Source organism: Brevundimonas sp. TWP1-3, assembly GCF_049896085.1.
Classification (GTDB): Bacteria; Pseudomonadota; Alphaproteobacteria; order Caulobacterales; family Caulobacteraceae; genus Brevundimonas.
The window spans coordinates 1,418,686-1,444,526 of record NZ_JAFCTP010000001.1 but is presented as its reverse complement, the minus strand read 5'-3'; the positions used below and the strand labels follow the sequence as shown (position 1 = coordinate 1,444,526).

Sequence of the window (25,841 nt, the reverse complement as noted above, 5' to 3'; positions counted from 1 at the left end):
CGACTCATTGATGTCACTTTGTCAGATCATTACTTTGCATCGTCGGTCATCTTGTGACATTCTGCGGCTATGAACGCCTCCGCTGATCGCAAGCTGTTCCTCGGCGCCCGGCTGAAGCGGCTAAGGCGCGACCTGGCTCTGACCCAGACGGCCATGGCGGCCGACCTGGGGGTTTCCCCCAGCTATCTCAACCACATAGAGCGCAACCAACGGCCTGTTTCGGCCCAGCTGCTGCTGCGTCTGGCCGACACCTATGACGTCGATCTGCGCAGCCTGAACCAGGGCGGCGCGGCCGATGAGGCGCGGCTGACCGAGATACTGGCCGACCCTCTGTTCAAGGGCCTGTCCGCCCCACGCCACGAACTGGTGCAGTTGCTGGAGGAGGCGCCGGGCGTCGCCGACGCCATGCTGCGCCTGTATCAGGCCTTTGACGACGGCCGCACCCGGGCCCGCGCCGCCGCCGAGAACGGCGAGGGCCTGGTCGAGACCAGTCCCGCCGAATGGGTGCGCGAATATATCCAGTCGCGCGGCAACCACTTCCCCGAACTTGACCAGATGGGCGAGGCCCTGGCCGACGCCCTGGCGGCCGAAGCGCCGGCCCACGCCGACGGCTTTGAACCCGCCGCGCGTCACCGGCTGGCGGCCAAACACGACCTAGGGGTCCGCACCCTGCCGGCCGAGGTCATGGTGGAATGGACCCGCCGCTACGACCTTCACCGTCGCCGTCTGCTGCTGTCCGAGACACTGGGACCGTCCTCGCGCGCCTTCGCCATCGCCTATCAGTTGGCCCTGGTCGAGCACGGCATGGCCCTGCACGATATGGTTCAGGCCGCGAACGCCCCCGACGACGCGACGCGATCCTTGCTGAAGGTCGCCCTGACCAACACCCTCGCCGCCGCGACCCTGATGCCCTACGCCGCCTTTCAGCGCACGGCCGAGGAGACGGGCTACGACCTAGCCCGGCTCCAGGCCCGGTTCGGCGTCAGCTACGAACAGGCCGCCCACCGCCTGACCACCCTGTCACGCCCCACGGCGCGCGGCGTGCCCTTCTTCCTGATGCGGGTCGATCAGGCGGGCAACATCTCCAAACGCTATGCGGCCGGCGCCTTTCCGTTTTCGCGGTTCGGCGGCGCCTGCCCGCGCTGGCGGCTGCACTCGGCCTTCCGCACCCCCGGCCGGATCATTACCCAGATCATCGAGACACCAGACGGCGGCCGCTGGTTCACCTTCGCCCGCACGGTCGAACGCCAGGGCCACGACGGCTATGGCGAGACCCACGACCTGGCCGTCGGCCTGGGCTGCGAACTGCGCCACGCCCACCGCCTGGCCTATGCCCACGGCCTGGACTTGGAACGGCCCGACGTCACCCCCATCGGCCCGGCCTGCCGCCTGTGCCACCGCCACCCTTGTGCCGAGCGCGCCGCCGCCCCCATCGACCGCCCGCTGGCCGTCGACGACTGGTCGAAGTCGGTCAGCCCCTATCCGTTCGCGGCGACCTGAGACCTACCGCCGCTGATCGGCCGTGCGGTCGCGGATGGCGTTGAACTCGGCGGTCGGCTTCCAAGCCGGCCAGCCTTCGCTGTCGGCCACCGTCAGGCCCAAGCGATACAGCAGATCCAGGTTCTGCAGCACGGCCGTGAAGTCGTAGTCGGCGCGCCATTCGTCGGTCAGCTTGTGATAGTACCGCTCCATCTGCCCCTCGTAATAGGGCTTGCCCGCGTCGATCCCGCCCTCGACGAAATCGCGTCCCGTCCAAGGCATCAGGGCCGGCACCCCACCGGCCGCGAAGTTGAAGTGGTCCGAGCGGTAGTAGAATCCTTCCTCAGGATAGCCGTCGCCCGTAACCACTCTTCCCTGCACGGCCGCGAACCGGCCCAGGATGTCCTCCAGCTCCGACTTGCCGACCCCAAACACCGCCACGTCCCGCGTCGCAGGCGTGAAAGGCAGCATGTCGATATTGATGTCCGCCGCCGTCTTCGCCAGCGGATAGACCGGGTCGGCGGCATAGGCTTCGGACCCCAACAGCCCCTGCTCCTCGGCCGTGACGTGCAGGAAGACCACGGTGCGTTTCGGCGCCGGCCCCGCCTTGAACGCCCGCGCCATTTCGATCAGGCCCGCCGTGCCCGACGCATTGTCCCAGGCGCCGTTGAAGATGTCGTCCCCCTCGGCGTTCGGCGTCTTCGCCTTTCCGACGTGGTCCCAGTGGGCGGAGTAGAAGACATATTCGTCCGGCCGTTCCGTGCCGGGGATCTTGGCCAGCAGATTGTTGGAGTGGATGACCTCGGTCGTCTCGGCGATGTCCACGCTGAGCCGCGCGCCCATATCGACTGCACCGCCCAGCGCCGCCGTCTTGCCGCGCTCAGCCATGCCCATGAAGGCCTCGCCGCCAATAGCGGTTGCGGTGGCCATGTTGATCGCGCCGGTAAAGCGGGCGTCCTCCGCGCCCTTGACCGTCATCTGCGGCCGGGTCGCCCCGCCCACGGCGCGCCGCCAGCGACCGTCCTGATCCTGAAGCGTGATGACCCCGACGGCGCCGCGCCTCAGCGCCTCCTGCGTCTTGTGCGTGGTGGAGCCGTAGAAGTTCGGGTCCGCCCCCATGACGCTCGGCTGGCCGCGCAGGACGACCACGACCTTGCCGGTCAGGTCCGCGTCGCCATAGTCGTCCCAGGTCGGGGCCGAAATACCATAACCGGCGAACACCAGCGGCGCGCCCTCGATCTTCACCATCGGGTCAGCCGGCCCGGCGCGCAGGGTGATGTCGGTTCCCGAGACCAGCGGGTGCGTCGCGCCGTCCGCCCCGGTCCAGGACGCCATAGGCGCCCGCCCAGGGGTAAATCGCACCAGGTCCACCGGCTGCAGCCACGATCCGTCGCGGCCGCCGGGCTCCAGCCCCATCGCCTCATACTGGGCTTGCAGATAAGCCAGGGTCAGACGCTCGCCGACCAGACCGGGGAACCGGCCCTCCATCTCGTCCGACGCCAGATATTTGATGTGGTCCGACAGGCGCTGGGCGCTGAACTGGGGCGTCGCGGCCGATGCGACGGCGAAGGCGTCCAGCCGAGCCGACGGTGCAGAAACCGGTGCGTTCGCACAGGCGGCAAGGGCAAGCGCCGCAAAGGCGACGATGGATGAGCGGCGAAGGATCATGAAGCGTACTCGACAGGGACAACGACGAAGGGGCGGAGACACATCCCCGCCCCTTCTTTTGATTTCTAAGACTTAGCGACGTTCCGACGCGGTGGTCGCACGCGCCGGCGCGAACTCCGACCCCGGCTTCCATTCCGGCCAGTCGCGGCCGTTCGCCAGGGCGCGGCCGACATCATAGAAGACCGTCAGATCCTCGATCATGCCGCTGTAGTCCCAGTCCGGCGACCATTCGTCCGCCGCCTGGTGATAGCGTTTGGCGCCATACTCCGCACGCGCCGCCTCGCGCTCGGTGATCGGCGCATCGCGGAACTCGCCCCGGCTGCCGGCATAGGCCATCGGCACGCCGCGCTTGGCCAGGGGGAAGTGGTCCGAGCGATAATAGGTGCCGGCCGCGTTCTCATAGTCGGGGACCAGGCTGCGGCCCTGCGGCTGGATCGCCGCCGCCAGGCGCTCGTCGAAGTCCGACTGGCCATAGCCGGTGACGCCCAGGCCGGTGACGCGGCCATAGACGTTCATCGAATCCATGTTGAACCCGCCCACGGTCTTGGCCAGCGGATAGACCGGATTGACGGCGTAGTATTCCGAACCCAGCAGGCCGCTTTCCTCGGCGGTGAAGCTGATGATCACGATGGACCGTTCGGTGCGTGGCGCACCGCCGAACATCCGAGCCAGCTCCAACAGGCCCGCCGTGCCCGAGGCGTTATCGACGGCGCCGTTGAAGATGCGATCGCCCGTCGCGTCCGGCTCGCCCATGCCGATGTGGTCCCAGTGGGCGGTATACAGCACCGTCTCGTCGGGATGAGTCGTGCCCGGCCGGCGGGCGATGATATTGTGGCTGGTGACCTGATTGGTCGCCACGTCGAACTCGGTCGAGAAGCCGGCTCCGGGCAAGGCCACGGGCTGGAAGTCGCGGCTGCGCGCCTGGACCTTCAGCGCCTCGAAATCGAGGCCGGCGCGGCGGAACAGGTCGACCGCCACGTCGCGCTGAATCCAGCCTTCCATCGACACTCGCTCGGCCGCCGCATTCTGGCGCAGGATGTCGAACTGCGGCACGCCCCAAGAGTTGGCCACCGTCTGCCAGCCATAGGAGGCCGGGGCCGTCTCGTGCACGATCAGCACACCCGCCGCACCGTGCTTGGCCGCCTCTTCGTATTTGTAGGTCCAGCGGCCGTAATAGGTCATGGCCTTGCCGCCGAAGGTGTTCAGCGCCGGCTCTTCGAAATCGGCGTCATTGACCAGCACGACCAGGATCTTGCCGCGCAGATCCTGGTCCTTAAAGTCGTTCCAGTTCCGCTCGGGCGCATTGATGCCGTAGCCGACGAAGACCAGCGGCGCGTCCTTCAGGCTGACATGCTCGGCCGGGCGGCGGGTCGAGATGGCGACCTCGCGCCCCTGGGTCATCGGCAAGGACCAGTCGCCCAGCTTCAACGAGGCCTGGACGTTGGACTGGACGAAGCGGTTCAGCACGACGTCCTGCGTCCACTGACCGTTCGGCCCGCCTGGCTCGAACCCGGCGGCGGCATAGCCCTCGCTCAGATAGCGCACGACCTTCTCTTCGGCCGGGGTGGCGATGCCGCGTCCCTCATAGCTGTCGTCCGACAGGGTCTTGATGTCCTGCGAAATCCGCGCGGCGTCGAAGACGGGAACGGTATGGACGGCGCCGGGATTGGGCGCGGTCGCGCAGGCGGACAGGGCGACGCCGGCCAAAAGCACAGCCGCGAACGAAGAGACAAGACGCATGAACAGTGGCCCCACAGCCGTAGATGATGACCGACCCTAGGCGGCGAAACCCACCGTGTCGATTCCGTGTCCTGGACCATTCGTCGCAAACGAAAAAGCCCGCCGAAGCGAACTTCGACGGGCTCAAGATTTCGGGCTGGCGACGTTCCCTTAGTGGGCGACGCCCTTCCAGATCCGGCGATAGCTGGCGTAGGTCAGGCCCGCGAAGATCAGCAGGAAGATCATCACGCCGAACCCGGCCTGCTTGCGCTCGACCATCTTGGGCTCCGACGTCCAGGCGATGAAGGCCGCCACGTCTTTGGAATACTGGTCCACCGTCTGGGGCGAGCCGTCGTCATAGGTGACTTGGCCGTTTTGCAGCGGCGCGGGCATGGCGATGAAGCCGCCAGGCGGGACGTCCTTATGGTCGCCCGTCCAGAACGGGGTCAGGTCGCCAGCCATATAGGGGTTGTAGTGCTGGCCATCGCGGATTTGCAGCCCCGCCGGTGCGGCCCGGTAGCCCGACAGCAGCGAGTAGATATAGTTGGCGCCGTCGTGACGGGCCTTAGCCATGACCGACAGGTCGGGCGGCGCGGCGCCGCCGTTGCCCGCCGCCGCCGCCGTGGCGTTCGGATAGGGAACGCGGAACTTGTCGGCCGGGGTGGCGTCCCGCAGAATCGGCTCGCCGGTTTCGCTGTCGATATCCGGCACCTGATTCTCGGCGGCCAGAGCCTTGACCACCGGGTTGTCGTTCGGGTTCGGATATTTCGGATTCCAGAACGGACCATGACGGTCGCCCAGGTTCCGATAGTGCATCAGGTTCATGCCGTGGCAGGCGGCGCAGACCTCGTGATAGACCTTGTAGCCGCGTTGCAGCTGGCCCTGGTCATAGGTGCCGAACGGCCCCTCGAAGCTGAAACCGCCCGAGCGCGGGTGAGCGGCGGCGCCGGCCGCCATGGCGGGGGCGGCGGCGCTGATCAGCCCCAGCGCAACGGCCGCCGAGGCGAGGATCGTCTTGATCGACACGGTCTTCATTCCAATCGTCATGCCCCTCAGCCCTTCTGCTCGACGGCGTCCGCGCCGGTCAGGACCGGTTCGGAGATCGTCGCCGGGATCGGCAGCGGCTGCTCCTTCAATCCGACCAGCGGCATGATGATCAGGAAGAAGGCGAAGTAGTAGAGGGTGAACACCCGCGTCAGCCACAGATAGGAGTTCAGGTCGCCGTCGATCAGGGTGAAGGTCTTGAACGACCCGATCACCGGCGCGTCGGGCAACTGACCGCCGCACCAGCCCAGACCCACGCCCACCACCAGGAAGATGATGAAGAAGGTCCGCATCGTCGGGCGGTAGCGCATCGAGCGCACCTTGGACGTATCCAGCCAGGGCAGGACGAACAGCACGCCGATGGCGCCGAACATCGCCACCACGCCGCCGAACTTGTCCGGGACGGCGCGCAGGATCGCGTAGAAGGGCAGCATGTACCACTCGGGCACGATGTGCGCCGGCGTCTGCAGCGGGTTGGCCGGGATGTAGTTGTCGGCGTGGCCCAGGGCGTTCGGCTGATAGAAGACGAAGATGGCGAACAGGATCAGGAACAGGATGATCGCAAAGCCGTCCTTGACCGTGAAATACGGGTGGAAGGGCAGCATGTCCTTCTTTGCGCGATCCTTGGGGATCAGGATGCCGACCGGGTTGTTCTGACCGGCCGCGTGCAGCGCCCAAAGGTGCAGCACGACGCAGCCCAGAATGGCGAACGGCAGCAGATAGTGCAGCGAGAAGAAGCGGTTCAGCGTCGCATTGTCGATCGCCGGTCCGCCACGCAGCCAGATCAGGATCGGCTCGCCCAGCACGGGGATGGCGCCGATCAGATTGGTGATGACCTCCGCGCCCCAGAACGACATCTGGCCCCACGGCAGCACGTAACCCAGGAAGGCGGTGGCGATCATCAGGAAGAAGATCACGCAGCCGATGATCCAGATCATCTCGCGCGGCGCCTTGTAGGAGCCGTAGTACAGCCCCCGCAGCATGTGCAGATAGACGGCGATGAAGAACATCGACGCGCCGTTGGCGTGGACATAGCGGATCAGCCAGCCGCCGTTGACGTCGCGCATGATGCGCTCGACCGAGGCGAAGGCCAGGTCCACGTTCGGCGTGTAGTGCATGGCCAGAACGATGCCGGTGACGATCTGCGTCATCAGGCACAGGGCCAGGATGCCGCCGAAGGTCCACCAGTAGTTCAGGTTCCGCGGCGTCGGCAGGGACATGTAGTCCGCGCCGAAACGGATGATCGGTAGCCGGGTGTCCAGCCACTTCTCGACGCCCGTTTTCGGGACGTAGGTGCTCTCGTGATCGCTCATGATCCCCCCTTGGTCCTCAACCGATCTTGACGCGGGTGTCGGACGTATATTCGTAATCCGGCACAACCAGGTTCAGGGGCGCAGGCCCCTTTCGAATGCGACCGGACGCATCGTAGTGCGAGCCGTGGCAGGGGCAGAACCAGCCGCCGTAGTCGCCTGCGTTGAACGTGGGCACGCAGCCCAGGTGCGTGCACGAACCGACGACAACCAGATAGGGCTCGTGACCGGCCTTGGTGCGTTCCGCGTCGGTCTGCGGGGGACTGCCGACGGCGCCCTCCGACTGGACCTTCTGAATTTCGGCCGGCGTGCGATAGCGCACGAACACCGGCTTGCCCTGCCATTTGATCACGACCTGCTGGCCCTGCTGAACCTTGGTCAGGTCGAACTCGATCGAGGCCAGGGCCAGGGTGTCGGCCGCCGGGTTCATCTGATTGATCAGCGGCCAGGCGATCATCGCGCCTGCGCCGACCGCCGCAGCGCCCGCCGCGATGTGAATGAAGTCCCGACGATTGGGATCACCGCCCTCTGGGCTGTGAGTGTCTTCCGTATGCACGACCGATTCGGCCACGTTTCCACCTCTCGAACGCCGCGGAAGAAGCCCAAAAGCTTCTCCCAGCCACGGCACGAACCAACAAAAGACGCCGGAAATCCCCGACGGCCCGAGACTTGCGCCGTTTGGGCGCAAGCTGCTGACGTTTCTTGCGAAACGCTCGCAAACAGACCGCGACAAACCCCCTCGCCGCGCGTATGTCAGGCCTTAGAATGCGTCTCGCCCTTTTTCAACCTGACATTCCTCAGAACGTCGGAGCCTGCATCCGATTGTCGGCCTGTTTCGGCGTCGATCTGCACGTGATCGAGCCGACCGGCTTTCGTTTCGACGACCGCGCCATGAAGCGCGCGGCCCTTGATTACGGCCCCCTGTCGCACATGACCCGCCACGCCGACTGGGAGGCTTTCCAGGCGGATCGCCCCGCCGGGCGGCTGGTGCTGTTCACCACGCGCGGCGCCACGCCCCTGCCCGACTTCGTCTTCCAGCCTGACGACGTGCTTCTGTTCGGCAAGGAGAGCGCGGGCGCCCCCGACTATGTCCACGCCACCGCCGACGCCCGCGTCGTCGTGCCGCTGCGCCCCCAGGCCCGCTCGCTGAACCTGTCCGTCACTGCCGGCATCGCCCTGTGGGAAGGCCTACGCCAGACGGGCGGGATCGGTCAGTCTTGAACCGCTGGCTCCAGCCGCGCCATCGACGGGCGTTCGCCGGCCTTTGACGCCGCCACGGCCTCGACCGATCGCATGACCCGCAGCAGGTTCTCGCCGGCGATCTTGCGGATGTCCGCCTCGGTCCAGCCGGCCTGCATCAGGGCCGCCAGGATGCGCGGATAGGCGTCCACCCCGCCCATGTCTTCGGGCAGGCTGCCGATGCCGTCGAAGTCGGCGCCCAGCCCCACATGGTCGATGCCCGCCACCTCGCGCACATGCTGAATATGCGCCACGACGTCGGCCAGGGTCGCCTGAGGCGTCGGATTGGCGGTGGTCCAGGCCGTCAGCCCGGCCTCCATCGCGCCGGGATCGCCGGGGTTCAGGGTCTTGAGCCGCGCCTCCTCGCCGGCCCTGGCGCCGTTCCAGGCCCGCACCGCCTCGGACACGAAGCCCGGCGCCAGGTTGATCATCACGATCCCGCCGTCCTGCGGCATCATCTGCAGCACCCGATCCGGCACATTGCGCGGATGGTCCGTCACCGCCCGCGCCGACGAGTGGGAAAAGATCACCGGCGCATCCGAGACCCGCATGGAGTCCAACATCGTCTCCTCGGACACGTGGCTCAGGTCCACCATCATGCCCAGCCGGTTCATCTCCTTGACCACCTCTTCGCCGAACGGGCTCAAGCCGCCCCACTTCGGCGCGTCCGTCGCGCTGTCGGCCCAGGTCGTGGTCTTTGAGTGGGTCAGGGTCATGTAGCGGGCGCCGGCCCGATAGAATTCGCGCAACAGGGCCAGCGAATCGTTGATCGAATAACCGCCCTCCATCCCGATCAGGCTGGCGATCCGGCCAGACGCGAACACGGCGTCCACCTCGTCGGCGGTCTCGGCCAGGCCGAAGGTCTCGGGATGGGCGGCGATGATCCGCCTGGCCGTGTCGATCTGTTCGAAGGTCTCTTCGACCGCCTCGCGCGGTGTGAGGCTGGCGGGCACATAGACCGACCAGAACTGACCGCCGACGCCCCCGGCCCGCAGTCTTGCGATGTCGGTATGCAGCTTGGTGGACGCCGCCAGATTCTTGGTCAGATCAACGGCGTAGACGTCGTTTCCAAATTGCTGTCGCAGGGCCCACGGCAGGTCGTTGTGCCCGTCGATCAGCGGTGTCGTCTTCAGTATGCCCAGCACCCGCGCCTCGTCCGCATCCTGAGCGTGGGCCGCTCCCGCCAAGGCAAGGGCGGCGACAGTGACGAAGAGAAGACGACGGATCATGGGCGGGCTTCCTGAAAACGGCAGGCGATCATTAGCGCCTGCGATTCCCTCTATGACAACCTGTCCGGATGACGCCGCCGCCGCGACGTGGTTCAAGCGCGCCATGAGCGACGCCGTCTTCTCCGATCCGCTCGACCTGAAGAAGGTCGAGACCCGCGCCTGGTTCGAACATCTGCGCGACCGAATCCACGCTGCCTTCGAGGCGTTGGAAGACTCAGCGCCTGCCGACCTGCTTCCCGGCGAACCCGGCCGGTTCGTCCGCACGGCCTGGGACCGCGCGGAAGGCGGCGGTGGCGTCATGGGGATGATGCACGGCCGTCTGTTTGAAAAGGTCGGCGTCCACGTCTCGACCGTGCACGGCTCTTTCCCCGCCGACTACGCCAAAAACGTGCCCGGCGCTGACGTCGATCCGCGCTTCTTCGCCACGGGGATCAGCCTGATCTGCCACCCGGTCAGTCCGCGCGTGCCGGCGGTGCATATGAACACCCGCTTCATCGCCACGACCAAGAGTTGGTTCGGCGGCGGCGGCGACCTGACGCCGGTGCTGATGGCGGATCGTCGCCAGGACCACCCCGACACCATCGCCTTCCACGCCGCCATGCAGGCCGCCTGCGACGCCTACGACCCGACCTGGCACGCCAAATACAAGGCCTGGTGCGACGAGTATTTCTACCTGCCTCATCGCAAGGAGCCGCGCGGCACCGGCGGCGTCTTCTACGATCACCATGACACCGGCGACTACGACCGCGACTTCGCCTTCACCCGCGACATCGGCCTGGCCTTCCTGGATGTCTATCCCCGCATCGTCGCCGCCCGCATGGCCGAGCCCTGGACGGCGCAAGAGCGCGAGGAACAGCTGATCCGCCGCGGCCGCTACGTCGAGTTCAACCTGCTCTACGACCGCGGCACCATGTTCGGCCTGAAAACCGGCGGCAACGTCGACTCGATCCTGTCGTCCATGCCGCCGACGGTGAAGTGGCCCTAACTCATCGCCTCCACGAACACGTCTCCTGCCCGGCTGCGATACCGCTCCCTGTGCCTCAATAACCGGAACGGCCGCTCGGGCAGGGTGAAGGGCGCGGTCACCAGTCGCCCGGCCGCCACGGACGCGTAGGCCACGCTTTCCGACAGAGCCGTGGCCCCCGCCCCTGCCTCGGCCGCCGCCAGTACGGCCTCGTTCGACGGCAAGGTCATCGATACCGACAGGGTCGCGGGATCGCCCCCCATATCCCGCACCGCCGCCTCCAGCGTCGAACGCGTGCCCGAACCGACCTCGCGCAGCACCCACGGCTGGCCCGCCAGATCCTTCGCATCCAGCCGCCGCCGATTCGCCCAGGGATGGTCGGGCGTCACCAGCACCGCCAGCCGGTCCGAACCCACCTGGACCTGCGACAGGGCCGGCTCGTCCACCGCCCCCTCGACCAGGCCGATCTCGGCGGCGCCGCTCAGCACGGCTTGGGCCGCCTCGCGCGTATTGCCGATCTCGACCGCCAGTTCGACGCCAGGATAGGCCTTGTGGAAATCCACCAGCCGGCGCGGCAGCCAATAGCTGGCGATGGTCTGGCTGGCGAACACCGCCAGCCGCCCGCGCCGCAGGGCGCTCATGTCCGCCAGAGCGGCCTCCGCCGCCGCCGCACGCGCCAGCACGGCCTTCGCTTCGGGCAGGAAGGCCCGGCCCGTTTCGTTCAAGACAACGCCGCGCCCGACCCGGTCGAACAGCCGCACGTCATGCTCGGCCTCCAGCGCCGCCAGGGCGTTCGACACCGCCGACTGAGTCAGGTTCAGCGCCCGCGCCGCCGCCGTCACATGATCGCGCTCGGCCACGGCGACGAAGATGCGCAGGCGTTCCAGGGTCACGATTGATCTCCAAATCGGATTGAAATGACCATAACTATCCGTTGGACCGCCGTCGAGAGCGGGCGCATTGCCCGCACATGAAGTCCGCCACCTTGCCCGCGCCCGCCAATACGCCCAGCCTGGCGTCGGCGACGGCGTTCGGGCGCGCGATCCGGCCCGGCGTCATGCTGTGTCTGCTGGTGACCCTGGCCGCCATCGGCCTGACCAGCATAGAGCGCGACGTCATCGGCAATGTCTGGCTGGAGCCTCTGGTTCTGGCCATTCTGCTGGGCGCCGCCGTCCGCACCGCCTGGACGCCGGATATGCGGTTCAAGGCCGGCATCGACTTCTCGGCCAAGACCCTGCTGGAGGTGGCGGTGGTCCTGCTGGGCGCCTCCGTCAGCGCCGCAACCCTGTCGTCGCTGGGCGTATCTTTCGTCGTCGGAATCCTACTTTTGGTCGTCGTCGGAATCGTCTTCGGTTTCGGCGTCGGCCGGGCCCTGGGATTGAACCCGCGCATGGCCCTGCTGATCGCCTGCGGCAACGCCATTTGCGGCAACTCCGCCATCGCCGCTGTGGCGCCCGTTATTGATGCCGATGGCGAGGAGGTCGCCGCCTCCATCGCCTTCACCGCCGTGCTGGGCGTGGTCGTGGTTTTGGCGCTGCCCTTGCTGGGCGGCCTCATCCATCTGAACGGCCTCCAGTACGGCGCCCTGGCCGGTCTGACCGTCTACGCTGTGCCGCAAGTCCTGGCCGCCGCCGCCCCGTTCGGCGCCGTCGCGACGCAGACCGGCACGGTGGTCAAGCTGGTGCGCGTGCTGATGCTGGGTCCGGTGATTCTGGCCCTGTCGCTGATCTTCCGCGACCGCGCACCCACAGCGTCCAAACCCGGCCTGCATCGCCTGCTGCCGTGGTTCATCATCGGCTTCCTGGTCATGATCGCCCTGCGCTCGTTTGATCTGATACCGCAGAACGCCCTCCCGCCGATGGCCGCCGCCTCAGGCCTGCTGACCATCGTCGCCATGGCCGCCCTGGGGCTGCAGACCGACATCCGCGCGGTCGCCCGCGCCGGCGGCCGAGTCGTCGCCGCCGTCATCCTGTCGCTGGGCGCCCTGGTGTTGCTGGCGCTGGTGCTGATCCGGTTGCTGGGCCTTTAGATCCCGCTGCCGTAATCCTCGACCGGCGGCGGCGTCAGAAGCAGGAAGGCGCGAATCCAGGCCGTCAGCACGGCCCGATCATTGGGTCGCTTCAGACTGTCGATCGCCTCGTCCGCCACGGGGTGCGGAATGCGCGTCCCCCGCCGTCCCTCGATCAGGGCCGCCGCATAGTCCGGCTGGAACTCGGGGTGGCACTGGAAGGAGATCGCGTCCTCTCCCCAGGCCAGACCGGCATAGGGTGTAAACCCGCTGGAGGCGATCACCCGCGCGTCGTCCGAAATCGCCGTCACCTGATCCTGATGCGACACGGGAATGGCGATCGTGCGCGCACGCGGATGCATCCAGGGCTCGTCGACCCGCACGTCGTAGCGATGCAGCCCCACGCCCCAGCCCTTGTCGGACTTCTCGACCGCCCCGCCGAAGGCATGGGCCAGCGCCTGATGCCCGAAACAGATGCCGACCAGACGCGTCCGCCCCCGCGCCGCCCTCAGCCAACTCACCAACTGAGGAATCCACGGCAGGTCGTCATAGACCCCCGCCGCAGACCCCGTGACGATAGCCCCCTGGAACGCCGACGGATCGTCCGGCAAATGCCCCGACTGCACGTCGAACCGCGTGGTCGCCACGCCCTCGCCCAGCAGCGCCCGGAACCGCGCGGGATAGTCGTCGTAGTCGTCCTTCAGATGCTCTGGCGGGTGGCCGGTTTCCAGAATGGCGATGCGCGTCATGCGACCAACCTAATGGCTGCGGTCAGAAGGTCCAGACCTCGGCCCGCCCGCCGGCCTCGCCCAAGGCGCCCGCGACCCAGCCGCAGACTTCGCTCGCCGCGACCTCGGCGCCCTTTGGCGGATTGACCACCACCAGGGCGCAGCCGTTCATCTTCATCGGATTGGTCAGGGGCCTCAGCCGCGCCTCGGCGACCAGGGTCGGTACAGCCTTGCCTTGCAGGCGCCGGATGAAGCCGTCGAAGGTCTCCAGATCCTTCAGCGGGGTCCAGATCGCCACCGTCGCCGTCGGGTCGCGCTTCACCACCGCGATCGCGGTCTCGGCCGAGCGGACGTAGTCGTCGGGCTTTTCGAACGGAGGGTCGATCAGCATCAGCGGCCCGCGCACCTTCGCTGCCTCCGCGACCACCTCTGCATAGCCGTCGCCCTCGCGCGCCTGAGCGTTCGTGCGTCCAGCCAACGCCTCTGCCAGCATGTCCCGAACCGGCGGGTTGAGCTCGAACCCGACATAGCGCCCGCCGTCCTTCAGGGCGTCAGCGATCAACAGGGGCGAGCCCGGATAGTACCGCACACCGCCGTCAGGATTGATCGCCGCCACCTCGGCCGCCAGAGCATCCATCAGCGGCGTCCGCCCCTCGGCGCTCATCAGCCGCGCCACTCCCGCCTCAGCCTCCCTGGACCGCGTCCCGTCCCCCGAAAGGTCGTACAGCCCCGCCCCCGCATGGGTGTCGAACACCGTCAGCGGACCCGTTTCCTGACGCGCCTTCACCAGCCACAGCACCAAGGCGTGTTTGAGCAAGTCGGCGAAGTTTCCGGCATGAAAGCTGTGGCGATAGTTCATGCCGCCTCGTCTCCCGCCTGGCCCGCGCGGTCAAGCGGAACTCGTGCACCAGACGCGGCGTTCGGCCTAAGTCCTTGTACGGAAAGATGCGATGGCCGCCAAACCCACCCTCACCGACGCCCAACGTATGCCGCCCAAGGGCGTCGCGACCCAGGCCAGGCGCGGCCTTGATCTGCGTGAAAAGCATGGCCGGGGCGGGACGGAGGTTGGCGTTCGTCGCGCCCATCAGCTGGCGGATCAGGAGCCGGTGTCGGACAAGGATATCAAGGACATCTATAGCTATTTCGCCCGCCACACGGTGGACAAGCAGGCTGAGAGATGGGGTAGCCGCAAGGAGCCTTCGGCGGGCTACATTGCGTGGCTGCTGTGGGGCGGAGACCCGGCCGAGCGCTGGATCAAACGGCTGCATGACCGCCTCGAAAAGGCGAACGGGTGATGGCCGACGGATCGCACGCTTTCGACATCGCCGCCGAAGTCCCAAAGGGCCTCAGCTATTGCAGCGACGAGTTCGCGGGCCTGACCCGCCGCCGCGCCGGCAAGGGTTGGTCCTACAAAGACGCCAAGGGCAAGACGATCACCGACGCCAAGGTCGTGGCCCGCATCCGCGCCCTGGCCATTCCGCCCGCCTGGACCGACGTCTGGATTTGCCCCAAGGCGCACGGCCATATCCAGGCCACCGGCCGCGATGTGAAGGGCCGCAAACAGTACCGCTATCACAACGACTGGAGCACGGCCCGGTCCGAAAACAAGTTCGACAAACTGCCCGCCTTCTCCCGCGCCCTGCCGAAACTGCGCGACAAGGTCGAGCACGATCTGAGCCTACGCGGCGTCTGTCGCGACAAGGTGCTGGCCACCGCCGTGCGCCTGTTGGAGATCACCCTGATCCGCGTCGGCAACTCCATCTACGCCAAGCAGAACCGCAGCTATGGCCTGACCACCCTGCACAAGCGCCATCTGGACGTGGACGGTTCGGCCCTGACGTTCGAGTTTCGCGGCAAGAGCGGCAAGGACCACAGCGTCAGCGTCAAGGACCGTCGTCTGGCCCGCGTCGTGCGCGAGCTGGAGGGATTGCCCGGCCAGCAACTGTTCAAATACCGCACGGCGGACGGCGAACTGTGCCCTGTCGATTCCGACGACGTGAACGCCTACATCCGCGAGGCGATGGGCGAGCAGTTCTCGGCCAAGGACTTCCGCACCTGGGCCGGCACTGTCTCCGCGGCGCGCGCCTTGCGAGACACCGAAGCCCCGACCTCGCCCACAGACGCCAAGCGAAAGATCACCGTCTGCGTCAAAGCGGTCGCCGGCCTGCTGGGCAACACCCCAACCGTCTGCCGCGCCTCCTATGTCCACCCCAAGGTCTTCGCCCTGTTCGAAAGCGGCGAAATCGCCAAAGCCTTGCCCGGCTCGGACACCAAGGGTTTCGAAAAGGCGTTGATCAAACAATTGCTGGCCGTGTGATCAACGCCTTCGTTCTCAGGCCGCCTTGTCCCAATCCAGCACCACCTTGCCCGACTGCCCCGACTTCATGGCCTCGAAGCCTTCGCGGTAGTCGGCATAGCCCAGGCGGTGGGTGATCAGCGGGCTGAGGTCCAGACCGGCTTTCAGCAGGCCCAGCATCTTGCGCCAGGTGGTGAACATCTCGCGGCCATAGACGCCCTTGATCGTCAGGGCCTTCAGGATGATGGCGCCCCAGTCGGTCTCCATCGGCTTTGAGGGAATGCCCAGCATGGCCATGCCGCCGCCCATGATCAGGGTGTCGACGCACTGTTTGAAGGCGATCGGCGAGCCCGACATCTCCAGCGCCACGTCGAAGCCGACCTTCAGGCCCAGCTCCTTCATGACGTCGTGGATGTCTTCCTTGGTCGTGTTCACGGTGCGGACGCCCGGCGCCACCTTCTGCGCCAGCTCCAGCCGGAAGTCGTTGATGTCGGTCAGGACGACGGTGCGTGCGCCCGCGTGGCGGGCCACGGCGGCGGCCATCATGCCGATGGGGCCGGCGCCGGTGACGAGGACGTCTTCGCCCAGCAGGTCGAACTGCTGCGCCGTGTGCACCGCATTGCCGAACGGGTCCAGGATCGAGCCGATCTCATAGGGGACGTCGTCGGGTAGTTCGATCACGTTGAAGGCCGGGGCCACCACAAACTCGGCGAAAGCGCCCTGGCGGTTGACGCCGATGCCGCGCGTCTTGGGGTCCAGGTGGAAATGACCGGCGCGCGCCGCTTCGGAGTTCAGGTCGATGACATGGCCCTCGGCCGAGACGCGCTGGCCGATCTTCAGCGGGCGATCCACGTCCTTGCCGATGGCGACGATCTCGCCGGCGAACTCGTGGCCGGTGATCATCGGGGTCGGGACGTTCTTCTGGGACCACTCGTCCCAGTTCCAGATGTGGATGTCGGTCCCGCAGACAGCGGTGCGATGCACCCGGATCAGTACATCCTCCGGTCCCGCCTCGGGGATCGGGGCGTCGATCAGTTCCAGGCCGATGCCGGGTGCGGTCTTGGCCAGGGCTTTCATCGTGTCGGTCATAGTCTCAATTCCCTGAAATCGTCACCGTCGGGCTTGTCCCGAGGGCCTACGGCTGAGGCCCCACGCCTCCTCGCCGACTGTTCTTGTGTCACTGAGCCGAGCCATCGCGTGACTGAACGATGGGCCCTCGGGACAAGGCCCGAGGGTGACGGAAGAAAGGGGCTAGATGACGCCCAACTCCCGGCCCGCCTGCGTGAACGCCGCCACCGTCCGGTCGATCTGCTCGAACGAATGCGCCGCCGACATCTGGGTGCGGATACGGGCCTGACCGCGCGGCACGACCGGGAAACTAAACCCGATCACATAAACGCCCAGCTTTAGCGCCCTCGCGGCGAAATCCTGCGCCAGCTTGGCGTCGCCCAGCATGACCGGAATGATCGGATGTTCGCCGTCCAGCAGGGTGAAGCCCGCATCGGCCATAGCGTTGCGATAGCGGTGGGCGTTGGCCGACAGGCGGGTGCGCAGCGCGTCGCCTTCGGACCCTTGGGCGATGCGGATGGCCTCAAGGCTGGAGCCGCACACCGCCGGCGCCAGGGCGTTGGAGAACAGATAGGGCCGCGCCCGCTGTTTCAGCAGTTCGACCACCGACTTCCTGGCGCAGATGAAGCCGCCCATGGCGCCGCCCAAGGCCTTGCCGAAGGTGCCGGTGACGAAGTCCACCTCGACCCCGTGGTGGGCGAAGGAGCCCTTGCCTTGCGGACCCAAGAAGCCGGTGGCGTGGCAGTCGTCGACCATGATCAGGGCGTCGTATTTGTCGGCCAGCGCCCGGATCTCATCCAGCTTGGCGATATAGCCGTCCATCGAGAAGGCGCCGTCGGTGGCGATGATGATGTCGCGGGCGCCGGCCGCGCGGGCCTCCTTCAGCCGCATCTCCAGCTCGTCCATGTCGGAGTTGGCGAAGCGATAGCGTTTGGCCTTGCACAGCCGCACCCCGTCGATGATCGAGGCGTGGTTCAGGCTGTCCGACACGATGGCGTCGTTCTCGCCCAGCAGGGGTTCAAACAGGCCGCCGTTGGCGTCGAAGGCGGCGGCGAACAGGATAGCGTCCTCGAAGCCGAGATAGGCGGCGATGGCCGCTTCCAGTTCCTTGTGGATCTCCAGCGTGCCGCAGATGAAGCGCACGGACGCAGTGCCGGCACCCCACTTCTCTTGCGCCGCCATCCCGGCCTGGGTGACGCGCTCGTCGCCCGCCAGGCCCAGATAGTTGTTGGCGCAGAAGTTCATCACGTCGCGGCCCGCGACCTGGATCAGCGGTCCCTGGCGTGAGGCGATGATGCGTTCGGGCTTGGTCAGGCCCTGGGCGTCGATCTCGGTCAGTTCGCCGGCGACGCGGTCATAGAATGTCTGAGTCATGGCCGCGACCTACGCCGATTTCCGATCCGTTTCCACCCGCATCAGGTCGCAGGTTCGGGGTCCGCTTCGGTCCGGATCGGGCTGACGCGGATCTTGCCGCCGCAAGGCTGGAACTCGAACGGCAGGCTGATCGCGGCGGTATCGCCCGGCGCGGTCACACGAAGGGTCGCCACGCTGGGGCAAGACTTCTGCATCGTCTCGTCCGGGACCACATTCCAGGCCGTTTCGAAATAGGCCTTGGCCTGAGGCGCGACTTCGACCGGCGTCGGCGCTTGGCCTTGACGGAAATAGCTGCCGGGGCTCTGGTCGGCGCGGATCGAGGTCACGGGGCGGCTGCGCGCATCCAGCAAGGTCACGCCCGGATAGCCGGTCAGGCTGCAGGCCTGTGTCCCGACGTTCTGAAGACTGAAGTTGCGAACCCGATTGCCCGCGCCTGCGTCGCCGCCCTCCGCCGCCAGCTTCAGTTGCGGCCCCTTGCAGGGCATTGAGGCGGGCAGAACTCCGCCCGGCGCAGGCGTCGGGGTCTGACCGGGGGTGGGGAGCGGTCCGGGCGTCGCCTCAGCGCCGGGGATCGGACGCGAGCAGCGCTCCAGCACCGCCACGCCGGTCGTGCCGTCCGGACCGAGGCGGCTGAGCGTGCCGCTTTCCTGACCGTCGCGGGTCGCGGTCCACCATTCCACGCCGGTGCCAAGATATCGGGCGCCGCTGGCGGCCTGGACCGAGCGCAGGGCGTAGGTCTGCTGCTTGTAGGCCAGTTGCGCGGTGTCGCTGTCGACATACTGGACCTGAAGCGTCGCGCCGCTTTCGCAGGCGTAACCGACCGACGGCGCATTGGACGCCGGCGCCGCCTGCGGTTCGACCGGGGCGGTCGGTTGCTCCGGCTGCGGCTGCTGACAGGCGGAGACGCCGGTCAGGGCGGCGATGGCGACGAAAGCGGTCAGGCGGCGCATCATGGTCAAGTCTTTCCCGTTCGATCAACCCAACGGTCAAGCTGGCGAAAGGCTCCGCCGGCCGCCCTCAGTGGTCGCCTTTCGGCGTCTCCATCAGCTCGATCAGCACCCCGCCCATGTCGCGCGGATGCAGGAAGACGACCGGCGTCCCATGCGCCCCGATGCGCGGTTCGCCCGTGCCCAGGATGGTCACCCCCTTGGCCCGCATCTCGGCGATGGCGGCGTGGATGTCGGCGACCTCGAAACAGACGTGATGCTGGCCGCCCTTGGGGTTCTTGGCCAGGAAACCGACGATGGGGCTGGTCTCGTCATAGGGTTCGATCAGCTCGATCTGGGCCGTGGGCGTGTCGATGAAACAGACCTTCACCCCTTGCGCGGGCAGGTCGAACGGCTCGCCGATCTTCGTCGCGCCCAGAATGTCCCGATACAGTTTGATCGAGTCCGCGATGGAGGGCGTGGCGACCCCCACATGGTTCAGGGTGCCGATCATGACTTGTCCTTTGCAGGCGCAGGCTGAGCGTAGCCCAGCCGCTGGTTCAGCTTTTCGATCAGGTCCACCGCCGTGTCGGCGATGGCCGAGCCGGGCAGATAGACGGCGGCCGCGCCCATATCGAGCAGGGGCTGGACGTCCGACGGCGGGATCACGCCCCCGACCACGATCATGATGTCGGGCCGGCCCAGCTTCTCCAGCTCGGCTTTCAGTTCCGGCACCAGCGTCAGATGCCCCGCAGCCAAAGACGAAGCGCCCACCGCATGGACCCCCTTGTCCACCGCATCCTTGGCCGCCTCGGCCGGAGTCTGGAACAGGGCGCCGGCGGTGACGTCGAAGCCCAGGTCGCCGTATCCGGTGGCCACCACCTTCTGGCCCCGGTCGTGCCCGTCCTGCCCAAGTTTGGCGATCAGGATGCGCGGCGGCCCGCCGTCGTTCTCGACGAAGGTCGCCACCATCTCGCGGGCGCGGGCGAAGCGGGGATCGGCGCCCGCCTCCTTGGCATAGACGCCCGATACGGTCTGAACCGTCGCCACATGCCGCCCGAAGGCGGCCTCCAGCGCGTCCGAAATCTCCCCCACCGTCGCCTTGGCCCGCGCGGCCTGCACCGCCAGCTCCAACAGATTGGCGCTCCCGCGCGCGCCGTTCGTCAGCGCCTCCAGCGCCGCATCGGTCGCCGCCTGATCTCGCTCGGCCCGCAGCCGTTTCAGCTTGTCGATCTGGGCCGCCAGCACCGCCGCATTATCGACCTTCAGCATCGGAATATCGTCGACGACGGGGTTCAGATATTTGTTCACCCCGACCACCGTCTGCTGGCCGGTGTCGATCCGGGCCTGGGTCTTGGCGGCGGATTCCTCGATCCTCAGCTTGGGAATCCCGGCCTCGATGGCCTTGGCCATGCCGCCCAGGGCCTCGACCTCGGCCATATGGGCGCGGGCCCGTTCGGCCAGTTCGTGGGTCAGCCGCTCGACATAGAAACTGCCGCCCCAGGGGTCGATGACGCGGGTCAGCCCCGTCTCCGACTGCAACAGGATCTGCGTATTCCGCGCGATCCGGGCCGAGAAGTCGGTAGGCAGGGCCAGGGCCTCGTCCAGCGCATTGGTGTGCAGGCTCTGCGTCTGGCCGCCCGCCGCCGCCATGGCCTCGACCATGGTGCGGGGCACATTGTTGAACACGTCCTGCGCCGCCAGGCTCCAGCCCGAGGTCTGGCAGTGAGCGCGCAGGCTCAGCGATTTCGGATCGACCCCGCCCTCTTTCCGCACCGCCTCGGCCCACAGCAGGCGGCCCGCCCGCATCTTGGCCATCTCCATGAAATAGTTCATGCCGATGGCCCAGAAGAAGCTCAGCCGCGGCGCGAACCGGTCGATCGGCATCCCCGCCGCGACGCCCGCGCGCAGATATTCGATCCCGTCCGCCAAGGTGTAGGCCAGCTCGATATCCGCCGAGGCCCCCGCCTCCTGCATGTGATAGCCGCTGATCGAGATCGAGTTGAACTTCGGCGTCTCCTGCGCCGTCCAGGCGAAGATGTCGGCGATGATCCGCATCGAGGGCTCGGGCGGATAGATGTAGGTGTTCCGAACCATGAACTCCTTCAGAATATCGTTCTGAATGGTCCCGGTCAGGGCCGCGTGGGGCACCCCCTGTTCTTCCGCCGCCACGACATACAGGGCCAGGATCGGCAGCACCGCCCCGTTCATCGTCATCGACACCGACATCTGGTCCAGCGGGATTCCGTCGAACAGGGTGCGCATGTCATAGATGCTGTCGATCGCCACGCCCGCCATGCCGACGTCGCCCTTCACCCGCGGGTGGTCGCTGTCATAGCCCCGGTGCGTCGCCAGATCGAAGGCGATGGACAGGCCCTTCTGACCCGCCGCCAGATTCCGGCGATAGAAGGCGTTCGATTCCTCGGCGGTCGAGAAACCGGCGTACTGGCGGATCGTCCAGGGATTGCCCGCATACATGGTCGGATAGGGCCCGCGCACGAAGGGCGCGAACCCCGGCAGGCCGTGCGGGTGATCCAGCGCGTCCGTGCTGTCGGGACCATAGGCGGTCTCGACCGTCAGCCCCTCGGGCGTCAGCCACGGATCCCGCGTCGGCCCCTGTCCGGTCGGGTCGAGGGTCAAGGCGATCTTGCTGAAGTCAGGGAAGCTCCCAAAAGCGCTCATTGAGCCGCCTCCTCGAAGGCCGCGGCGAAGCGGATCGGCGTCAGGGGTTCGCACACCCGGTCGACCGGCGACGCCCCCGCCTCACCGCCCGCCTCGACGGGGGCCGGCCGCACGTCCGCGTCCACATATTTCGTCACGCCGATGATCTGGGCCGCGCCGTTTGTCAGAGCCGCCTCACGCAGGGCGCGGGCGCGGGCGATGCGGGGCTGGATCACCGACCCCTTCAGGGCCTCGACCAGACCACCCTCGGCCTCGATCATCTGGAACTCGGCCCAGCCGGCCTCGGCCAGATCCCGCGTGCGGGCGTCCAGATACCAGCTCCCCGCCGCCGGATCGTCGACCCGGCCCAGATTGGCCTCCTCCATCAGCACCAGCTGGGTGTTCCTCGCCTGCCGCCTGGCGAAGGCGTCGGACCGACCTGTCGCGTGGGTGAAGCCGTCCAGCACCACCACGTCCGCGCCCCCCACGGCGCCCGCAAACCCCGCCGCCGTCAGCCGCAGCAGATTGGGCCAGGGATCGCGCGCCGCCAACATCCGCCGCGACGACCGCGCCTCGATCACCGCAGGCGTCTCCACCCCAAAGGCCCTCGTCAGCCCGGCCCAGATCAGCCGCATGGCCCGCACCTTGGCCAGGGCGTCGAAATATTCCGCATCGACCGACAGGCCGACGACCGTCCCGCGCAAGGCCGCCTCGACCGACATCCCCGCGTCCACGGCCGCCTTCGCATGGGCCACCACGCTGGCGGCCGCAAAGGCCAGCTCCTGCGCCGCCGATCCGCCGGCCTCGTGCGCCACGCGCCCGCTGGCCATGAAGAAGCTCGCGTCCGGATAGGCGCCCGCATGACGCGCCGCCGTATTGGCCGCCAGGCTCAGATGCTCTTCCACCGAACGCGGCGCCCCGCCCGCCTCGGCGAAGGCCGAGACCGGGTCCATATGAAACCGCAGCTGGGCGCGCGGCGAGCCCTTGGCCACGACCGCCAGGGCGTTGGCCGCATCCGGCCCGTCGATCCCGGCGTCCAGCGCGACCGGCGCCAGCTCCAGCGCCACCCCTTCCAGCGCCCGCCCCAGAGGCCCAGAGTCCTCCAGCACCCCGCCCCTCAGCACCACCGACGCAGCGCCGTTCTCCAGATCGGTCAGGACAGCCTCATTGACCGCCTCGGCGTCGTCCCCCTCGACCAGGGTCCGCAGATCCCAGGCCCGGCCTTCGGAGTCGGACGGACGCGGGGCGAAGATGGGTTGAACGCCGGTCGCCCCGGCGTACAGGGGCCGCGTCACCAGCTGGTCCGCGTCGAGCGACATCAACGACTCGATCGGCCGGTCCTTCAGCGCCTTCTGGGCGGCGTCACGCCATTCGAGGGGCGTGGGGATGGGGAAGCTCATGCGGCGCCCCCCGCCCCCACTCCCGTCATCCTCGGGCTTGACCCGAGGACCGGGCGTAGGGCGAGACCTGCGTTCGACGGCTTCGCCTGTGTGGCGGACCATCCGATCCTCGGGTCAAGCCCGAGGATGACGGAGGGGGGAGCGAAAACGAGAGGGGGCGACGAAAACATCACCCGAACTCCACCAGCACGTCATCCGCCGCCACCGGATCCCCGTCCTTGGCCCCCACCGCCTTCACCACCCCGTCCCGCTCCGCCTTCAGGATGTTCTGCATCTTCATGGCCTCGATGATCGCCACCGTCTCGCCGGTCTTGACCTCCTGGCCCACCACGACGGGGATGGACACCACCAGCCCCGGCATCGGCGACAGCACCAGTTTCGACGTATCCGCCACCGCCTTCTCCGGCAGGCGCGCATACAGTTCGGCGACATGCGGCCGCAGCACCCGCACCCGCGCCCGGACCGCGCGGTGGCGGATGTCGAAGCCGTCCGCGACGCGTTTGACCTCGGCGGTGAAGGGCTCGCCGTCCAGCTCGGCCTTGAACTGGGCCAGGCCGGGCCGCCAGTCGATGTCCGACAGGCGGATGTCGCCCCCGCCCGTCAGGGTCAGGATCATCTCCTCGTCCTCGTCATAGGACAGGCCGACGCCGTGCGGCGTCTTGTCGATCATCACGATCCAGTCGGTGCGGTCCGACGGGTCGCCGTCTTGTTCGGCGATGACCTCGTGCATGGCCAGGGCGGCGGCGATCAGGATCCGCTCCTGCTCGACCGTCGGGCGCAGGCCGTTAAAGCCGTCCGGGAATTCGTCCTTGATATAGCTGGTCGACAGTTCGCCCGACTTGAACCGGTCCTGGTCCATCACCGCCGCCAGGAAGGGCACATTATGCCCCAGGCCCGACAGGTGGGTGTCCTCAAGCGCCCGGGCCATGCCCGTCACCGCGGCCTCGCGCGTTTCGCCCCAAGCGCACAGTTTGGCGATCATGGGGTCGTAAAACATGCTGATCTCGTCGCCCTCGCGGACGCCGGAATCGTTCCTGACCGTATAATCCCCCTGATCGCCCTCTTCCGGCTGCTCATAGCGAACCAGCCGCCCGATGGACGGCAGGAAGCCGCGATACGGATCCTCGGCGTAGATGCGGCTCTCGATGGCCCAGCCGTTGATCGACAGGTCCTTCTGTTCGAACGCCAGCGCCTCGCCCCAGGCCGAACGGATCATCTGTTCGACCAGATCGACGCCGGTGATCAGCTCCGTCACCGGATGCTCGACCTGCAACCGGGTGTTCATCTCCAGGAAGTAGAAGCTCTTGTCCTGACCGGCCACGAACTCGACCGTGCCGGCGCTGTCATAGTTGACGGCCTGGGCCAGGGCGACGGCCTGGGCCCCCATGGCGGCGCGGGTGGCCTCGTCCAGCAGGGGCGACGGCGCCTCCTCGATGACCTTCTGGTTGCGGCGCTGGATCGAGCATTCGCGCTCGAACAGGTGGACCACATGGCCGTGCTTGTCGCCCAGAACCTGGATCTCGATGTGGCGCGGATCGATGATGAACTTTTCCAGGAAGACCCGGTCGTCGCCGAAGGCGTTCAGCGCCTCGGCCTTCACCGCCGCAAACCCCTCGGCCATGTCAGCGTCCGAATGGGCCACGCGGATGCCCTTGCCGCCGCCGCCGGCGCTCGCCTTGATCATGATCGGATAGCCGATCTCGTTAGCGATCTTGACCGCCTCCTCCGGCGTCTCGATCAGCCCCATATGGCCCGGCACGGTCGAGACCCCCGCCTCGGCCGCCAGCTTCTTGGAGCTGATCTTGTCGCCCATGGCCTCGATGGCCTCGGGGTTCGGCCCGATGAAGGCGATCCCCTCGTCCCTCAGCCTCCGCGCGAACCCGGCGTTCTCGCTCAGGAACCCAAAGCCCGGATGCACGGCCTGCGCCCCCGTCTGGCGCACCGCCTCGACGATCTTGTCCGCCAGCAGATACGACTGCGCCGCCGGCGCCGGCCCGATCAGCACCGCCTCATCGGCCATCTCGACCGCCAGCGACCCGGCGTCGGCCTCCGAATAGACCTGCACGGTCTTGATGCCCATGCGGCGGCAGGTCTTGATGATCCGAACCGCGATCTCGCCCCGGTTGGCGATGAGGATTTTGGAGAACATTCAGGCGCCCTTTACGTCGGCGGTGGCGTGCATATCTCGGATTTTTGACAGACCCTTGGAGCATCGATCACGAATATCGACCAAGGCATCCTGCAGTTCAGAAACTGCTTGTGGTTCACCAAAAAAGAGAAGGGTGTTGGTGGCAGCGTCGTATCCAAGCGGCACAGCAGACATGTATTCGGCCATACCCTCGTCATGTTGGACAAGTTCGACCGCTATGAAGGGCGTTCCGTCTTCTTGAATGCGAGCGTCGATGCGTTCGTCGAGATGTTCGACGTGATCGCGCCACGCACGCTGCCCCAGCGTATGGGAAGCCGTATCCGCCTCAAAACCGGTAAGCTCCCTTAGTTCTTCAGCGCGGGAATTTGCGACAACCTTTGCCTCTTTGGATCGAGCCGAAGGCCAGAATACGCGTGAAACACCCGCTGCGCTCTGAAGGCCCAGTTTAAGAGCATCAAGAACAGTTTGATTCTCTAACCTTTCAACGCCTTCTGCGACAACTTCGACCCGGCCTGCTAACTCGCCTGCACGATTAAAGTGCCCCAAAGCTTTTGCCGCTTCAGTGAGCGCATAGATCAA

At 67.1% G+C, this 25,841-nt stretch carries 23 protein-coding genes; 6 read left to right on the top strand and 17 right to left on the bottom strand.

Features of this window, described 5'->3' with window-relative positions:
- Positions 1-69: 69 nt before the first annotated feature.
- The gene (locus tag ACP693_RS07210; protein ID WP_426017831.1) at positions 70-1,500 is read left to right on the top strand and encodes a helix-turn-helix domain-containing protein; all 1,431 of its coding nucleotides are present in this window, start codon (positions 70-72) and stop codon (positions 1,498-1,500) included.
- A 3-nt stretch (positions 1,501-1,503) separates the two neighbouring features.
- On the opposite strand, the gene ACP693_RS07205 is transcribed toward ACP693_RS07210, so the two are convergent.
- From ACP693_RS07205 to petA, 5 genes are all read right to left on the bottom strand, one after another.
- Positions 1,504-3,147, bottom strand: a complete 1,644-nt coding sequence (locus ACP693_RS07205) for a M28 family peptidase (RefSeq protein WP_426017833.1) — start codon at positions 3,145-3,147, stop codon at positions 1,504-1,506.
- A gap of 72 nt (positions 3,148-3,219) precedes the next feature.
- Positions 3,220-4,887 carry a M28 family metallopeptidase gene (locus ACP693_RS07200; protein ID WP_426017835.1) on the bottom strand — a complete coding sequence of 556 codons (1,668 nt, stop codon included), beginning with the start codon at positions 4,885-4,887 and terminating at the stop codon, positions 3,220-3,222.
- 150 nt (positions 4,888-5,037) lie between these two features.
- Positions 5,038-5,913 (bottom strand): cytochrome c1, encoded by an 876-nt coding sequence (locus ACP693_RS07195; protein ID WP_426017837.1) that lies wholly within the window; start codon positions 5,911-5,913, stop codon positions 5,038-5,040.
- A 5-nt stretch (positions 5,914-5,918) separates the two neighbouring features.
- Entirely contained in the window at positions 5,919-7,223 is a 1,305-nt protein-coding gene (locus ACP693_RS07190; RefSeq protein WP_426017839.1) for a cytochrome b, read from the bottom strand.
- A gap of 16 nt (positions 7,224-7,239) precedes the next feature.
- Positions 7,240-7,791, bottom strand: coding sequence for a ubiquinol-cytochrome c reductase iron-sulfur subunit (gene petA / locus ACP693_RS07185; protein WP_409719274.1), 552 nt, complete (start codon positions 7,789-7,791; stop codon positions 7,240-7,242).
- A gap of 194 nt (positions 7,792-7,985) precedes the next feature.
- Here petA and ACP693_RS07180 point away from each other — a divergent pair, with 194 nt between their 5' ends.
- Positions 7,986-8,441, top strand: a complete 456-nt coding sequence (locus ACP693_RS07180) for a tRNA (cytidine(34)-2'-O)-methyltransferase (RefSeq protein WP_426017841.1) — start codon at positions 7,986-7,988, stop codon at positions 8,439-8,441.
- Here ACP693_RS07180 and ACP693_RS07175 read toward each other — a convergent pair.
- Complete coding sequence (locus ACP693_RS07175) at positions 8,432-9,688, bottom strand: dipeptidase (protein WP_426017843.1); 1,257 nt, start codon at positions 9,686-9,688, stop codon at positions 8,432-8,434. The two genes, ACP693_RS07180 and ACP693_RS07175, sit on opposite strands and share 10 nt — an antisense overlap.
- Before the next feature lie 103 nt (positions 9,689-9,791).
- On the opposite strand from ACP693_RS07175, the gene hemF reads away from it, so the two are divergent.
- The gene (gene hemF, locus ACP693_RS07170) at positions 9,792-10,673 is read left to right on the top strand and encodes an oxygen-dependent coproporphyrinogen oxidase (RefSeq protein ID WP_426019610.1); all 882 of its coding nucleotides are present in this window, start codon (positions 9,792-9,794) and stop codon (positions 10,671-10,673) included.
- Here the strand turns inward: hemF and ACP693_RS07165 are convergent.
- Positions 10,670-11,545, bottom strand: a complete 876-nt coding sequence (locus ACP693_RS07165) for a LysR family transcriptional regulator (protein WP_426017845.1) — start codon at positions 11,543-11,545, stop codon at positions 10,670-10,672. The genes hemF and ACP693_RS07165 overlap by 4 nt on opposite strands.
- Before the next feature lie 77 nt (positions 11,546-11,622).
- On the opposite strand from ACP693_RS07165, the gene ACP693_RS07160 reads away from it, so the two are divergent.
- Positions 11,623-12,681: a YeiH family protein gene (locus ACP693_RS07160; RefSeq protein WP_426017847.1), complete on the top strand. Its 1,059-nt coding sequence runs from the start codon at positions 11,623-11,625 to the stop codon at positions 12,679-12,681.
- On the opposite strand, the gene ACP693_RS07155 is transcribed toward ACP693_RS07160, so the two are convergent.
- A complete protein-coding gene (locus ACP693_RS07155; protein ID WP_425982767.1) occupies positions 12,678-13,409 on the bottom strand; it encodes a glutamine amidotransferase-related protein in 732 nt (243 codons plus the stop codon). The two genes, ACP693_RS07160 and ACP693_RS07155, sit on opposite strands and share 4 nt — an antisense overlap.
- A gap of 22 nt (positions 13,410-13,431) precedes the next feature.
- Positions 13,432-14,247 (bottom strand): 23S rRNA (adenine(2030)-N(6))-methyltransferase RlmJ, encoded by an 816-nt coding sequence (gene rlmJ / locus ACP693_RS07150; protein WP_426017849.1) that lies wholly within the window; start codon positions 14,245-14,247, stop codon positions 13,432-13,434.
- A 91-nt stretch (positions 14,248-14,338) separates the two neighbouring features.
- Here rlmJ and ACP693_RS07145 point away from each other — a divergent pair, with 91 nt between their 5' ends.
- Both ACP693_RS07145 and ACP693_RS07140 read left to right on the top strand, forming a co-directional pair.
- Entirely contained in the window at positions 14,339-14,683 is a 345-nt protein-coding gene (locus tag ACP693_RS07145; RefSeq protein ID WP_426017851.1) for a hypothetical protein, read from the top strand.
- On the top strand, positions 14,683-15,705 hold the full coding sequence (locus ACP693_RS07140) for a DNA topoisomerase IB (RefSeq protein WP_426017853.1): 1,023 nt from the start codon (positions 14,683-14,685) through the stop codon (positions 15,703-15,705). Before ACP693_RS07145 ends, ACP693_RS07140 begins: the two co-directional genes overlap by 1 nt.
- Before the next feature lie 15 nt (positions 15,706-15,720).
- Here ACP693_RS07140 and tdh read toward each other — a convergent pair whose 3' ends face one another.
- From tdh to ACP693_RS07100, 8 genes are all read right to left on the bottom strand, one after another.
- Positions 15,721-16,773 (bottom strand): L-threonine 3-dehydrogenase, encoded by a 1,053-nt coding sequence (gene tdh / locus ACP693_RS07135; RefSeq protein ID WP_135193249.1) that lies wholly within the window; start codon positions 16,771-16,773, stop codon positions 15,721-15,723.
- A gap of 162 nt (positions 16,774-16,935) precedes the next feature.
- Positions 16,936-18,126, bottom strand: a complete 1,191-nt coding sequence (locus ACP693_RS07130) for a glycine C-acetyltransferase (RefSeq protein ID WP_426017855.1) — start codon at positions 18,124-18,126, stop codon at positions 16,936-16,938.
- 41 nt (positions 18,127-18,167) lie between these two features.
- Positions 18,168-19,079 (bottom strand): DUF4232 domain-containing protein, encoded by a 912-nt coding sequence (locus tag ACP693_RS07125; protein ID WP_426017857.1) that lies wholly within the window; start codon positions 19,077-19,079, stop codon positions 18,168-18,170.
- A gap of 64 nt (positions 19,080-19,143) precedes the next feature.
- Positions 19,144-19,566, bottom strand: a complete 423-nt coding sequence (gene mce / locus ACP693_RS07120; protein WP_426017859.1) for a methylmalonyl-CoA epimerase — start codon at positions 19,564-19,566, stop codon at positions 19,144-19,146.
- Positions 19,563-21,734 (bottom strand): methylmalonyl-CoA mutase, encoded by a 2,172-nt coding sequence (scpA, locus tag ACP693_RS07115; RefSeq protein ID WP_426017861.1) that lies wholly within the window; start codon positions 21,732-21,734, stop codon positions 19,563-19,565. The genes mce and scpA overlap by 4 nt, the downstream gene beginning before the upstream one ends.
- The gene (locus ACP693_RS07110; RefSeq protein ID WP_426017863.1) at positions 21,731-23,113 is read right to left on the bottom strand and encodes a methylmalonyl-CoA mutase family protein; all 1,383 of its coding nucleotides are present in this window, start codon (positions 23,111-23,113) and stop codon (positions 21,731-21,733) included. Before ACP693_RS07110 ends, scpA begins: the two co-directional genes overlap by 4 nt.
- Positions 23,114-23,282: 169 nt before the next feature.
- Positions 23,283-25,262: an acetyl-CoA carboxylase biotin carboxylase subunit gene (locus ACP693_RS07105; RefSeq protein ID WP_426017865.1), complete on the bottom strand. Its 1,980-nt coding sequence runs from the start codon at positions 25,260-25,262 to the stop codon at positions 23,283-23,285.
- Entirely contained in the window at positions 25,263-25,841 is a 579-nt protein-coding gene (locus tag ACP693_RS07100; RefSeq protein ID WP_426017867.1) for a hypothetical protein, read from the bottom strand.